Below are 13,333 nucleotides of genomic sequence, written 5' to 3' on the forward strand. Positions count from 1 at the left end.
GATTAGTTGCCTCCTTCCTTAGCAGCTTGTTTCTTAGCCGTAGGAAGAACCTCTCCACGATAGATCCATACTTTTACGCCAAGACGGCCGTAAGTTGTATGAGCTTCCGCTGTACCATAATCGATGTCGGCACGAAGCGTGTGCAGTGGAACAGTTCCTTCACTGTAGCCTTCAGAACGTGCGATCTCAGCACCGCCAAGACGTCCGCCTACTTGTGTTTTGATACCTTTAGCACCTGAACGCATAGTTCTTTGAATCGCTTGTTTCAGAGCACGACGGAAAGAAACACGGCGTTCCAATTGTTGTGCAATGCTTTCAGCAACGAGAATTGCGTCAAGGTCTGGTTGTTTGATTTCAGAGATATTGATATGAACTTTCTTACCGCCTGCAATCTTCGTGATTTGACCACGGAGGATTTCAACTTCAGAACCACCTTTACCGATAACCATTCCTGGTTTAGCAGTGTGGATCGTCACGTTGACACGGTTAGCCGCTCTCTCGATTTCGATACGAGATACTGCGGAGTCTTTCAATTTATTTTTCAGGTATTCACGAATTTTTACGTCTTCCAGCAAAAGATCACCGAAATCTTTGCCTGCGTACCATTTGGATTCCCAATCACGGATTACGCCGATACGGAGTCCGACGGGATTTACCTTTTGTCCCACACGTTTTCCCTCCTTATTTTTCAGATACCACCAAAGTGATGTGGCTAGTGCGTTTGTTGATCCGGCTTGCACGTCCCATTGCACGAGGGCGGAAACGCTTCATTGTCGGACCTTGGTTTACGTAAGCTTGCGAGATAACCAGTTTGTTAACATCCAGGGAGTAGTTGTGCTCTGCGTTTGCGATAGCAGAGTTCAGCAATTTCTCAACAACTGGAGAAGCGGATTTTGGAGTGTGGCGCAGAATCGCGATCGCCTCGCCCACTTGCTTGCCGCGAATCAAGTCAACAACGAGTTGAACTTTACGAGGAGCAATCCGAATAAACTTGGCATGTGCTTTTGCTTCCATTGTTTAACCTCCTCTCAAACATTAGCGCTTGATGATCATTTATCTTCTAGTCTTCTTATCGTCTGCTGCATGGCCTTTATAAGTACGCGTAGGAGCGAACTCACCCAGCTTGTGTCCAACCATATCTTCCGTTACATAAACAGGAACGTGTTTACGGCCGTCATACACACCAAACGTATGTCCAATGAATTGTGGGAAAATTGTAGAACGACGGGACCAAGTTTTGATCACCAGCTTTTTGCCAGCTTCGTTCATGTCTTCTACTTTTTTCAACAGGTAGCCATCTACGAATGGCCCTTTTTTAAGACTGCGACTCATGTGTAAATCCTCCCTTCATCCAATGTTCTCGTTCATTCACGATCGCTCGCGCGAAGTTATGCACAGGTTAATTGTGTATTACTTCGTGCGGCGGCGAACGATGTATTTGTCAGAAGCTTTGTTTTTCTTACGCGTTTTGTAACCAAGAGTTGGTTTACCCCATGGAGACATTGGCGATTTACGTCCGATTGGAGCGCGGCCTTCACCACCACCGTGAGGGTGATCGTTAGGGTTCATTACTACCCCGCGAACTTCAGGACGTTGTCCGAGCCAGCGGCTACGGCCTGCTTTACCGATTTTAACAAGTTCGTGATCTTCGTTACCAACAGATCCGATTGTTGCACGGCAAGTTTTAAGGATACGGCGTACTTCACCGGAAGAAAGACGTACTGTTACATATTTCTCTTCTTTACCAAGAAGTTGAGCTTCAGTACCAGCTGCGCGAACCAATTGTCCACCTTTACCTGGTTGAAGTTCGATGTTGTGGATAACGGTACCTACTGGAATGTTCTCAAGTGGCAGTGCGTTACCTGTTTTGATGTCGGAGCTAGGTCCAGACTCGATTTGATCCCCTACTTTAAGTCCTTTAGGAGCGATGATGTAACGTTTCTCACCATCTGCATAATGGATCAGAGCGATGTTGGAAGTACGGTTCGGGTCATACTCGATTGTAGCAACGCGGCCCGGTATTCCATCTTTAGTACGTTTAAAGTCAATAATACGGTATTTACGTTTGTGTCCGCCGCCATGGTGACGAACCGTAATTTTACCTTGGTTGTTACGGCCAGCTGTTTTGCTCAGTGGAGCAAGCAGCGATTTCTCTGGCTGGTTTGTTGTGATCTCTTCAAAAGTAGACACAGACATGTTACGTCTAGCCGGAGACGTCGGTTTGTACTTTTTGATTGGCACTGATTTTCCCTCCTTACTTTACAGTTTCTTATTGTACCGATTCAAAGAACTCAAGAGCTTTGCTGTCTGGAGTCAAAGTTACGAATGCTTTTTTCCACTCAGGAGTGTATCCAGAGTAGCGTCCGTAGCGTTTCAACTTACCAGGTACGCGAAGAGTGTTCACGTTTTTCACTTTAACGTTGAAGATTTCTTCAACAGCAGCTTTGATTTCGGTTTTGTTCGCACGAATATCGACTTCAAATACATATTTCAAGTCGGCCATCATATCAGCTGTACGTTCAGTAATCACCGGACGTTTAATAATGTCACGAGGATTCTTCATTACGCGAGCACCTCCTCTACCTTCTGAACTGCTTCTTTCGTAATGATCAGTTTGTCGTACGTAAGTACGTCAAGAACATTAATGCCGTCAGCCGCTACAAATTTCACACCAGGAATATTTCTTGCGGAAAGAGCAACATTATCATCATAGCCTGGAGCAACGATCAAAGCTTTGCGATCTACTTTGAGGTTATTCAAAATAGCTGCAAATTCTTTAGTTTTCGGTGCATTCAGAGCAAGAGCATCCAGAACGATAATTTCGTTATCAATCACTTTGGAAGACAAAGCGGATTTAATCGCCAGACGACGAACTTTCTTAGGCAGTTTGAACGCGTAGCTGCGTGGTGTTGGACCAAATACAGTACCGCCGCCTACCCATTGTGGTGCACGGATCGAACCTTGACGAGCGCGTCCAGTACCTTTTTGTTTCCAAGGCTTACGTCCGCCGCCGCGTACTTCAGAACGTCCTTTTACTTTGTGTGTACCTTGACGCAGGGAAGCGCGTTGCATAACAACAGCATCGTGAAGTACATGAGTGTTCGGCTCAATTCCGAATACTGCATCGTTCAGTTCAACTTCTCCTACTTGGCTACCACTGACATTAAAAAGTGCTACTTTTGGCATTTTGTGTTCCTCCTTTCTTTAGGTGATTATTTCTTCACCGATTCTTTGATTTTAACGAAGCTGTTTTTCGGCCCTGGAATAGAACCTTTAACAAGCAATACGTTACGCTCAGCGTCTACTTTAATAACTTCAAGACGTTGAATTGTGATTGTTTCATGACCCATATGTCCTGGAAGGTGTTTACCTTTAGGAACGCGGTTCGCTTGGATGGAACCCATGGAACCAGGGCCTCTATGATAACGGGAACCGTGAGACATAGGTCCAGTGCTTTGTCCCCAACGTTTGATAACGCCGGCAAAACCTTTACCTTTGGAGATTCCTGTTACGTCAACAAATTCGCCTTCAGCGAAGATGTCTGCTTTAATTTCTTGGCCAACCTCGAATCCCGCAAGATCAACACCGCGGAGTTCGCGAACGTAGCGCTTAGGAGCTGTATTAGCTTTTTTCGCATGTCCTGTTTCAGGTTTGTTAGCATTTTTTTCTTTCTTATCGGCATAACCTAGTTGAACCGCTTCATAGCCGTCGTTCTCAAGGTCTTTCTTTTGCAAGACAACAGATGGACCTGCTTCAATAACTGTAACAGGGATTACGTTACCTTCTGGAGTAAACACTTGCGTCATGCCTAGTTTTTTACCTAAGATACCTTTCATGTTGACACCTCTTTTCCTTCCATTAATACATTACTAAATTACAATTTAATTTCGATATCTACACCGGACGGCAGATCCAAGCGCATCAAGGCATCCACAGTTTGTGGAGTCGGGTTAACAATATCGATCAAACGCTTATGTGTGCGCATTTCGAATTGTTCCCGGGAATCCTTGTACTTGTGTACCGCACGGAGAATAGTAATAACTTGTTTCTCAGTTGGAAGCGGAATCGGACCGGATACACCTGCACCCGAACGTTTTGCCGTTTCAACAATCTTCTCAGCGGATTGATCAAGAATTCTGTGGTCGTAAGCTTTCAAACGAATACGAATTTTTTGCTTTGCCATTTTAGTCCCTCCTTCTATCGCCCAATTTAATATCGGACATACTCCGTGAAAATTTTCTGACCCACTCTCCCATGGCAAAGGGGCCGGGTGTGTCAGTAACCTCTCACATCATCGCAACGTCACAGAACAACATTCATTATTATATAGAAAACCTAGGCGTAATGCAAGCTTTTATATAAAAAAGATTGATAAAATTCTGAATCGACTTCAGCTCTTTATTTTTCTCGAATGCACTTCCCGAATCGCAACTCGTACCATTATATATGATGAGGCTATAAAAAGCCAAAGGTAATTTATGAAAAGAACCTTATATAGAAAAAGGATCTCGGCGATTAACGCCAAGATCCTTTTGTTCGTTCCGATACAATGTTGCTCGTTACAGTACAATGTTGCTTTATATCATTCGGCTTGCAGCCAAATTATTTAATGATTGTTGCTACCGCACCAGCACCTACTGTACGTCCACCTTCACGAATAGAGAACTTAGTTCCTTCTTCGATAGCGATTGGAGCGATCAGGGATACTGTTACTTCGATGTTGTCGCCAGGCATAACCATTTCAGTACCTTCTGGCAGGTTGATGATACCAGTTACGTCAGTTGTACGGAAGTAGAACTGAGGACGGTATCCAGTGAAGAAAGGCTTATGACGGCCACCTTCTTCTTTAGTCAAAACGTATACTTGAGCAGTGAACTCAGTATGTGGTTTAACTGAACCTGGTTTGGAAAGAACTTGTCCACGCTCGATTTGAGCACGGTCTACACCACGAAGCAATGCTCCGATGTTGTCACCAGCTTGAGCAGAATCCAAGAGTTTACGGAACATTTCAACGCCCGTTACTACGGATTTTCTGGACTCTTCAGCGATACCAACGATTTCGATTTCATCGCCGACTTTAACAGTACCGCGCTCGATACGTCCAGTTGCAACTGTACCACGACCAGTGATGGAGAATACGTCCTCAACAGGCATCAAGAATGGTCTGTCAGTGTCGCGCTCAGGAGTTGGGATGTAAGTGTCGATCTCTTTGAACATCTCAACGATTTTTTGAGCCCACTCGCCATCTGGGTTTTGAAGAGCTTCACGAGCAGATCCACGAGTGATTGGAGTGTCATCACCTGGGAAGTCGTACTCGCTAAGAAGGTCGCGAACTTCCATTTCTACGAGTTCAAGAAGTTCTTCGTCTTCTACCATATCGCATTTGTTCAAGAACACTACGATGTAAGGTACGCCTACTTGGCGGGACAGAAGGATGTGCTCACGAGTTTGTGGCATAGGACCGTCAGCTGCGGATACAACCAGGATCGCTCCGTCCATTTGTGCAGCACCAGTGATCATGTTTTTAACATAGTCGGCGTGACCTGGGCAGTCAACGTGTGCATAGTGACGTGCATCAGTTTCGTACTCTACGTGTGCAGTAGAGATAGTGATACCGCGCTCGCGCTCTTCTGGAGCTTTGTCGATTTGATCGAATGCAACTGCTGCACCGCCGTAAGTTTTGGACAATACAGTAGTGATTGCTGCAGTCAATGTTGTTTTACCATGGTCAACGTGACCGATAGTACCAATGTTAACGTGTGGTTTATTACGTTCGAATTTAGCCTTTGCCATTTGAACGTGGCCTCCTTAAAGTGGTTTATATTATATGTTGGCACTGTGTGTACAGCACCATAAGAGTCATTAAACCTTATGACGCTGTGTACATCAGTGAGTATAACTTATTCTCCCTTAACTTTGGACACGATTTCTTCGGAGATTGTTCTTGGAACTTCTTCGTAGTGAGAAAGTTCCATGGAGAACACCCCGCGTCCTTGTGTACCAGAACGGAGAGTTGTGGAATATCCAAACATTTCAGAGAGAGGTACCTTAGCACGAATGATTTGCGTACCCCCACGGGAATCCATACCTTCGATTCTACCGCGACGGGAGTTCAGCATACCCATTACGTCACCCATGTACTCTTCTGGAACAGTTACTTCCACTTTCATGATTGGCTCAAGCAGGACAGCTTTACACTTGTCTTTAGCTGCTTTAAGAGCCATCGATCCGGCAATTTTAAACGCCATCTCGTTGGAATCGACATCATGGTATGAACCGTCTACGATTGTAGCTTTAACGTCTACAAGTGGGAATCCTGCAAGGACACCATTTTTCATAGCTTCTTCAATACCTTGTTGAGCAGGACCAACGTATTCACGTGGTACAGATCCACCCACAATTTTGCTGTCGAATTGGTTACCGCTACCCGCTTCAAGCGGTTCGAATTCAACCCATACGTGTCCATATTGACCGCGGCCACCGGACTGACGTACAAATTTACCTTCAACGCGCGCTGCTTGACGGAATGTTTCACGGTAAGCAACCTGTGGTTGACCAATGTTTGTGTCCACTTTGAACTCACGACGCATACGGTCGATGATGATATCAAGGTGAAGCTCACCCATACCAGCCAAGATTGTTTGACCTGTTTCTTCATCAGTATGAGCACGAAGAGTTGGATCCTCCTCAGTCAATTTACCGAGAGCAACAGACATTTTGTCTTGGTCAGCTTTGGTTTTTGGTTCAACCGCGATTTGAATAACCGGATCAGGGAAGTTCATAGACTCCAGAATGACCGGATTCTTCTCATCACATAGTGTATCACCTGTACCTGTATCTTTCAAACCAACAGCAGATGCGATATCACCAGCATAAACTTCAGTGATTTCTTGACGGCTGTTTGCGTGCATTTGAAGAATACGTCCGATACGTTCACGTTTTCCTTTAGTTGCATTCAATACGTAAGATCCAGATGTAAGAACACCGGAGTATACGCGGAAGAACGTCAATTTACCTACATAAGGATCCGTCATAATCTTGAACGCAAGTGCCGAGAACGGCTCTTCGTCAGAAGATTTACGAATCGCTTCAGTTCCATCTTCCAAAGTACCTTTGATGTCAGGAACATCAATAGGAGCTGGCAGATAGTCCAGAACCGCATCCAGCATCAGCTGAACACCTTTGTTACGGTAAGAAGATCCACAGATAACTGGGAAGATTTTAACTTCTACTACACCTTTACGAAGAGCGGATTTGATCTCATCAACAGTGAGTTCTTCGCCTTCTAGGTATTTCATAGTCAGATCTTCATCAAGCTCTGCTACTTTCTCGATCAGTTCCATACGAAGCTCTTCAACTTGATCTGCATAGTCTGCAGGAATTGCAGTTTCTTCGATGTCTTTACCAAGATCGTCTTTGTACATATATGCTTTTTGCTCAACGATATCAATGATACCGATGAAATCATTCTCAGCACCGATAGGAAGCTGGATAGCAACAGCATTTGCTTGAAGACGTTCGCGCATATCCTTAACAACGTTAAGGTAGTCTGCACCGATGATATCCATTTTGTTTACATATGCGATACGAGGAACGCCGTAACGGTCAGCCTGTCTCCATACAGTTTCAGACTGAGGCTCAACGCCTTCTTTCGCACTGAAAACACCTACTGCTCCGTCCAATACACGAAGGGAACGTTCAACTTCAACTGTGAAGTCAACGTGTCCCGGGGTATCGATGATATTAACGCGGTGACCTTTCCATTGAGCGGTCGTAGCAGCGGAAGTAATCGTGATCCCGCGCTCCTGTTCCTGCTCCATCCAGTCCATAGTCGCAGCACCCTCGTGAACTTCCCCGATTTTGTGCGTACGGCCTGTGTAGAACAAGATCCGCTCAGTGGTAGTAGTTTTACCGGCGTCAATATGCGCCATGATCCCGATGTTACGTGTATTTTTCAAGGAGAACTCTCTTGCCATGACATGGGTCTCCCTTCAAAATGAAGTTATATTTTAAAGACTGATAAATCCTACCAACGGTAGTGAGCAAACGCTTTGTTCGCTTCAGCCATCTTGTGTGTGTCTTCACGTTTCTTAACGGAAGCACCAGTGTTGTTGGAAGCGTCGATAATCTCAGCTGCCAAACGCTCTTCCATTGTTTTCTCACCGCGGCTGCGGGAGTAGTTTACGAGCCAACGTAGACCAAGGGAAGTACGTCTTTCCGGTTTAACCTCGATAGGTACTTGGTAGTTAGCACCGCCGACACGACGAGCTTTAACTTCCAGAACCGGCATAATATTTTTGATAGCTGCTTCAAAAACTTCCATAGGATCTTTACCAGTACGTTCTTGAATCAAGTTGAACGCATTGTAAAGAATGCTTTGAGCAACACCACGTTTTCCATCAAGCATGATGCGGTTGATCAGACGAGTAACAAGTTTGCTGTTGTACACCGGATCAGGCAACACGTCTCTTTTGGTAACTGGACCTTTGCGTGGCATGGATATCCCCCTTTCTTGCATGTTTATTATTCTTAATTTGTTGTTGTTGTTCTGTAACCGAAGCGCTAACTCGCAAACGGCTTACTGACTGTAAAATCAATGTGTTGATCTTACGCTTTTTTAGCTTTAGGGCGTTTCGCACCATACTTGGAGCGAGCTTGCATACGGTTGTTAACACCTGCAGTATCAAGCGCACCACGAACGATATGGTAACGTACACCCGGAAGGTCTTTAACCCGACCACCACGGATCAGAACGACACTGTGCTCTTGCAAGTTGTGTCCGATACCTGGGATGTAAGCAGTAACCTCGATACGGTTAGTCAAACGTACACGGGCATATTTACGAAGCGCGGAGTTCGGTTTCTTCGGAGTCATAGTACCTACACGAGTACAAACACCACGTTTTTGCGGAGCACTGATATCAGTAGACTCACGTTTCAGGGCATTGAAGCCTTTTTGCAACGCAGGAGATTTGGATTTGTAGATCTTTGCTTGACGTCCTTTACGAACGAGCTGATTAATTGTTGGCATGTTGCCACCCCCTTCCTAGATTCGTCATTCTATTTATAAACCTCAATTCTTAAGTCCACAGACCCAGGCGGTTCATAAAAGAACAAATGAAAAGTTTTTGCCGTTTAGGAAGCTCTTGCATTCCAGACAAAAACATCTTCTTATACCTATTGTTTCAATACAGCTACCATAGCCGCTCCCACTTCAATTCCGCAAGCCTTGCCGAGCTGCTCCATCGTATCGACTATGTTCAGCTTCACTTGATGCTTCTCACATAGCGACTTGATCTTAGAAGTGATTCGCATATCAGCATCCTGAGCTACATAAACTTCAGCAGCCAGACCTGATTCAACCATCTTCATGGTTTGCTTGGTACCGATCTTGACATGAGCATCCTGCAAAAAGTTGTCATTCGACATTTATCAATACCTCCGAGAAGACATGATAACATGCGGCTACTCACGCACCTTTGCTATATTAGCATTACTACACATTTGTTGTCAAGAGATTCAATCAAACTCTAAACATTAAGATTGCCATATCAGGAGGAAGCTTGTAACTTCTCTCCTGATATACAATCTGGTACGTGTTTACCAATCAGATTCGCCTGTTACAGACAAATTTGAGCTATATCAGTCTACAGATACCGGTTCAAGCTCTTCTAGTTGAGATTCGCCATCTTCCGGATTAGCAAACTTCACACTGCGATAACGGTTCATACCTGTACCAGCAGGGATCAGTTTACCGATAATTACATTTTCCTTCAGTCCAAGAAGCTGATCGACCTTACCTTTGATTGCTGCATCCGTCAGGACACGAGTCGTTTCCTGGAAGGAAGCTGCTGACAAGAAGGAATCTGTTTCAAGAGACGCCTTGGTGATACCCAGAAGGACTGGCTTAGCCACTGCAGGCTCCTTGTCACTAAGAATTGCCGTCTTGTTCGCTGTTTCATATTCATGAGTATCAACAAACGAACCTGGAAGAAGCGTAGTATCTCCTGCATCCACAATACGAATCTTGCGCAGCATTTGACGAATCATTACTTCTACGTGCTTGTCGTTGATTTCTACACCCTGGTTACGATATACGCGTTGTACTTCTTGCAGGATGTAGTTTTGAACGCCACGTACACCTTTGATGCGCAGCATTTCTTTCGGGTCAATTGAACCATCCGTAAGCTCATCCCCCGCTTCAATCTCCATTCCCTCGCTTACGCGCAGACGGGAGCCATAGGTAACTGCATAGACTTTCGTCTCAGCTTCACCTTGAACCTCGATTTCACGGCGATCTTTAGCTTCGCGGATCTCTTTGATAACACCATCAATTTCACTGATGGTTGCTTGACCTTTCGGATTACGCGCTTCGAAAAGCTCCTGGATACGCGGAAGACCTTGAGTAATATCGTCTCCTGCAACACCACCGGTATGGAACGTACGCATTGTAAGCTGTGTTCCTGGCTCACCGATGGATTGTGCAGCGATGATACCAACCGCTTCTCCGATCTCAACGTGTTTACCTGTTGCCAGGTTACGTCCATAACACTTCTTGCAGACACCATGACGAGCACGGCAGCTAAGTACAGAACGTATTTGCAGTTTGTCTACTCCTGCTTTAACAATAGCCTCAGCTTTGTCAGAGTCGATGAGCTCATTACGATGTGCAATAATTTCACCTGTCTCAGGATGACGAACCGTTTGGAAGCAATAGCGGCCTTCGATACGATCATATAGATCCTCGATAACCTCTTTACCATCTTGAATACGGCTTACAGTGAAGCCTTTATCTGTTCCGCAATCATCTTCCCGAACAATCACATCTTGCGCTACGTCAACGAGACGACGAGTCAGGTAACCTGAGTCAGCTGTACGCAGGGCTGTATCGGCAAGACCTTTACGTGCACCGTGCGTGGACAGGAAGTACTCGAGTACCGTCAGACCTTCACGGAAGTTCGATTTGATTGGGAGCTCGATGATACGACCGGATGGGTTGGCCATCAGACCCCGCATACCGCCCAGCTGTGTAATCTGAGATTTATTACCACGGGCTTTAGAGTCAACCATGAGCATGATGGAGTTGAAGCGATCCATCGATTTCATAAGGACTTCCGTGATATCATCTTTTGCTTTGGACCAGATATCAATAACGCGGTCATAACGTTCTTCGTTCGTAATCAAGCCACGACGGTACTGATTCGTAACGACAGCAACCTTCTCATCTGACACACGTAGAATCTCATTCTTCTCATCAGGAACAATAACGTCGGATACACCAACGGTAACCCCAGCACGAGTAGAATACGTGAATCCAAGCTGTTTGACCCTATCCAAGATCATAGATGTTTGTGTTGTATGGTATACCTCGAAGCAGCGTGCAATGATATGACCAAGATAGTCTTTGCCGACTCCACCCGCTTGAGGTGCATTCATGATTGCTTCTCTAAGATCAGCGCCTTTTTCATACACAAAGGAATGCTCCGGCGTACCTTGGAAGAGGTTAGCACGAGTTGCATCATTAATGTATGGGAAGCTACTTGGGAAGATTTCGTTGAAGATAATCTTACCGACCGTTGTGATCAGCATCGCATTTTGCTGCTCATCCGTAAAGCTTGTTTTGTTAAGAGCTTTGACCGGTATTGCAACACGTGCATGAAGACCCGCAGTTCCGCGTTGGTAAGCAGATACAGCTTCATTCACTGTACGAAGGATCATACCTGAGCCTTTTTCTTCTTTGTTATCCATTGTCAGATAGAAGGATCCAAGAACCATATCCTGAGATGGAGTAACAACCGGCTTACCATCTTTAGGGTTCAAGATATTACCTGACGCAAGCATAAGAAGACGAGCTTCGGCTTGAGCTTCAGCGGACAAAGGTACGTGAACGGCCATTTGGTCACCGTCAAAGTCGGCGTTGTAAGCCGTACATACGAGCGGATGCAAACGGATCGCTTTACCTTCCACCAGAATCGGTTCAAATGCTTGAATACCCAAACGGTGAAGCGTAGGGGCACGGTTAAGAAGTACTGGATGTTCCTTAATTACTTCTTCAAGAACGTCCCATACTTCAGGACTCACACGTTCAACTTTACGTTTTGCACTCTTAATATTATGCGCGAGACCTTTGTTCACAAGCTCTTTCATAACGAAAGGCTTGAACAACTCAAGCGCCATATCCTTAGGCAAGCCGCATTGGTACATCTTAAGGTAAGGACCTACGACGATAACGGAACGACCGGAATAGTCAACACGTTTACCGAGCAAGTTCTGACGGAAGCGACCTTGTTTACCTTTCAGCATGTGGCTGAGAGATTTGAGCGGACGGTTACCAGGACCTGTAACAGGACGGCCACGACGGCCGTTATCGATCAGAGCGTCAACTGCTTCTTGAAGCATACGCTTCTCATTCTGAACGATGATGTCTGGTGCACCAAGATCAAGAAGGCGTTTCAGACGGTTATTACGGTTAATTACACGACGATACAGATCATTCAAGTCAGAAGTCGCAAAACGACCACCATCAAGCTGAACCATCGGGCGAAGCTCCGGTGGAATGACAGGAAGGACATCCATGATCATCCAATCCGGTTTGTTGCCGGAGTTACGGAAAGCTTCAATCACTTCAAGGCGCTTAATCGCACGGTTGCGACGTTGACCTTGAGCTGTACGAAGCTCTTCTTTCAAGAACTCCAGCTCTTTATCAACATCGAGGTCTTGAAGCAGCTTTTTAACCGCTTCTGCACCCATACCTGCTTGGAAACCGTAGCCGTATTTCTCACGGTAGCTGCGGTATTCTTTTTCAGACAGCAGTTGTTTTTTCTCCAGTGGAGTTTCACCTGGGTCGGTAACAACATAAGATGCAAAGTAAATGATCTCTTCAAGAGATCTTGGAGACATATCCAGAGCCAAACCCATACGGCTCGGAATGCCTTTGAAATACCAGATATGTGATACCGGAGCAGCCAGTTCAATATGCCCCATGCGCTCACGGCGCACTTTGGCACGAGTCACTTCAACGCCGCAACGGTCACAAACGACGCCTTTATAACGAACGCGCTTGTATTTACCACAGTGACATTCCCAGTCCTTTGTAGGACCGAAGATCTTCTCGCAGAACAGACCTTCTTTTTCCGGTTTTAGCGTACGATAGTTAATCGTTTCCGGTTTTTTCACTTCTCCGCGGGACCAAGAGCGAATTTTTTCCGGGGATGCAAGCCCGATTTTCATATATTCGAAATTGTTTACGTCCAACAAGGAGCAACCCTCCTTAACCAAGTCCTAAATTTTAGGTTCTCCCCCCTCTGAAGCGGGATGCTTCAGAGGGGATCAGA

General features: G+C 45.5%; 14 protein-coding genes. All 14 read right to left on the reverse strand.

Translation table 11 applies throughout. From position 1 onward, the window contains the following. Positions 1-2: 2 nt before the first annotated feature. Positions 3-668 carry a 30S ribosomal protein S3 gene (gene rpsC / locus PUW25_RS22195; protein ID WP_047914084.1) on the reverse strand — a complete coding sequence of 222 codons (666 nt, stop codon included), beginning with the start codon at positions 666-668 and terminating at the stop codon, positions 3-5. Between the two features lie 13 nt (positions 669-681). Next, the gene (gene rplV, locus PUW25_RS22200; RefSeq protein WP_047914085.1) at positions 682-1,014 is read right to left on the reverse strand and encodes a 50S ribosomal protein L22; all 333 of its coding nucleotides are present in this window, start codon (positions 1,012-1,014) and stop codon (positions 682-684) included. A gap of 39 nt (positions 1,015-1,053) precedes the next feature. After that, a complete protein-coding gene (gene rpsS, locus PUW25_RS22205; protein WP_047914086.1) occupies positions 1,054-1,332 on the reverse strand; it encodes a 30S ribosomal protein S19 in 279 nt (92 codons plus the stop codon). Between the two features lie 78 nt (positions 1,333-1,410). Further along, entirely contained in the window at positions 1,411-2,241 is an 831-nt protein-coding gene (gene rplB / locus PUW25_RS22210; RefSeq protein ID WP_047914087.1) for a 50S ribosomal protein L2, read from the reverse strand. 28 nt (positions 2,242-2,269) lie between these two features. Next, positions 2,270-2,563, reverse strand: a complete 294-nt coding sequence (rplW, locus tag PUW25_RS22215; protein WP_047914088.1) for a 50S ribosomal protein L23 — start codon at positions 2,561-2,563, stop codon at positions 2,270-2,272. Next, entirely contained in the window at positions 2,563-3,186 is a 624-nt protein-coding gene (gene rplD, locus PUW25_RS22220; protein WP_047914089.1) for a 50S ribosomal protein L4, read from the reverse strand. Before rplD ends, rplW begins: the two co-directional genes overlap by 1 nt. Before the next feature lie 26 nt (positions 3,187-3,212). Continuing rightward, entirely contained in the window at positions 3,213-3,836 is a 624-nt protein-coding gene (rplC, locus tag PUW25_RS22225; protein ID WP_047914090.1) for a 50S ribosomal protein L3, read from the reverse strand. Positions 3,837-3,874: 38 nt separating this feature from the next. After that, positions 3,875-4,183 carry a 30S ribosomal protein S10 gene (gene rpsJ, locus PUW25_RS22230; RefSeq protein ID WP_006676490.1) on the reverse strand — a complete coding sequence of 103 codons (309 nt, stop codon included), beginning with the start codon at positions 4,181-4,183 and terminating at the stop codon, positions 3,875-3,877. Positions 4,184-4,602: 419 nt separating this feature from the next. Further along, a complete protein-coding gene (gene tuf / locus PUW25_RS22235) occupies positions 4,603-5,793 on the reverse strand; it encodes an elongation factor Tu (protein WP_047914091.1) in 1,191 nt (396 codons plus the stop codon). Positions 5,794-5,900: 107 nt separating this feature from the next. After that, positions 5,901-7,976 (reverse strand): elongation factor G, encoded by a 2,076-nt coding sequence (gene fusA / locus PUW25_RS22240; RefSeq protein WP_047914092.1) that lies wholly within the window; start codon positions 7,974-7,976, stop codon positions 5,901-5,903. A 50-nt stretch (positions 7,977-8,026) separates the two neighbouring features. Next, positions 8,027-8,497 (reverse strand): 30S ribosomal protein S7, encoded by a 471-nt coding sequence (rpsG, locus tag PUW25_RS22245; RefSeq protein ID WP_047914093.1) that lies wholly within the window; start codon positions 8,495-8,497, stop codon positions 8,027-8,029. A 110-nt stretch (positions 8,498-8,607) separates the two neighbouring features. Further along, positions 8,608-9,030: a 30S ribosomal protein S12 gene (gene rpsL, locus PUW25_RS22250; protein WP_047914094.1), complete on the reverse strand. Its 423-nt coding sequence runs from the start codon at positions 9,028-9,030 to the stop codon at positions 8,608-8,610. Positions 9,031-9,176: 146 nt separating this feature from the next. Further along, complete coding sequence (locus tag PUW25_RS22255) at positions 9,177-9,428, reverse strand: ribosomal L7Ae/L30e/S12e/Gadd45 family protein (RefSeq protein ID WP_047914095.1); 252 nt, start codon at positions 9,426-9,428, stop codon at positions 9,177-9,179. A gap of 213 nt (positions 9,429-9,641) precedes the next feature. Then, a complete protein-coding gene (gene rpoC / locus PUW25_RS22260) occupies positions 9,642-13,256 on the reverse strand; it encodes a DNA-directed RNA polymerase subunit beta' (RefSeq protein WP_047914096.1) in 3,615 nt (1,204 codons plus the stop codon). Positions 13,257-13,333 lie beyond the last annotated feature (77 nt).

Origin of the sequence: Paenibacillus urinalis, assembly GCF_028747985.1 — a bacterium.
Taxonomy (GTDB): Bacteria; Bacillota; Bacilli; order Paenibacillales; family Paenibacillaceae; genus Paenibacillus; species Paenibacillus urinalis.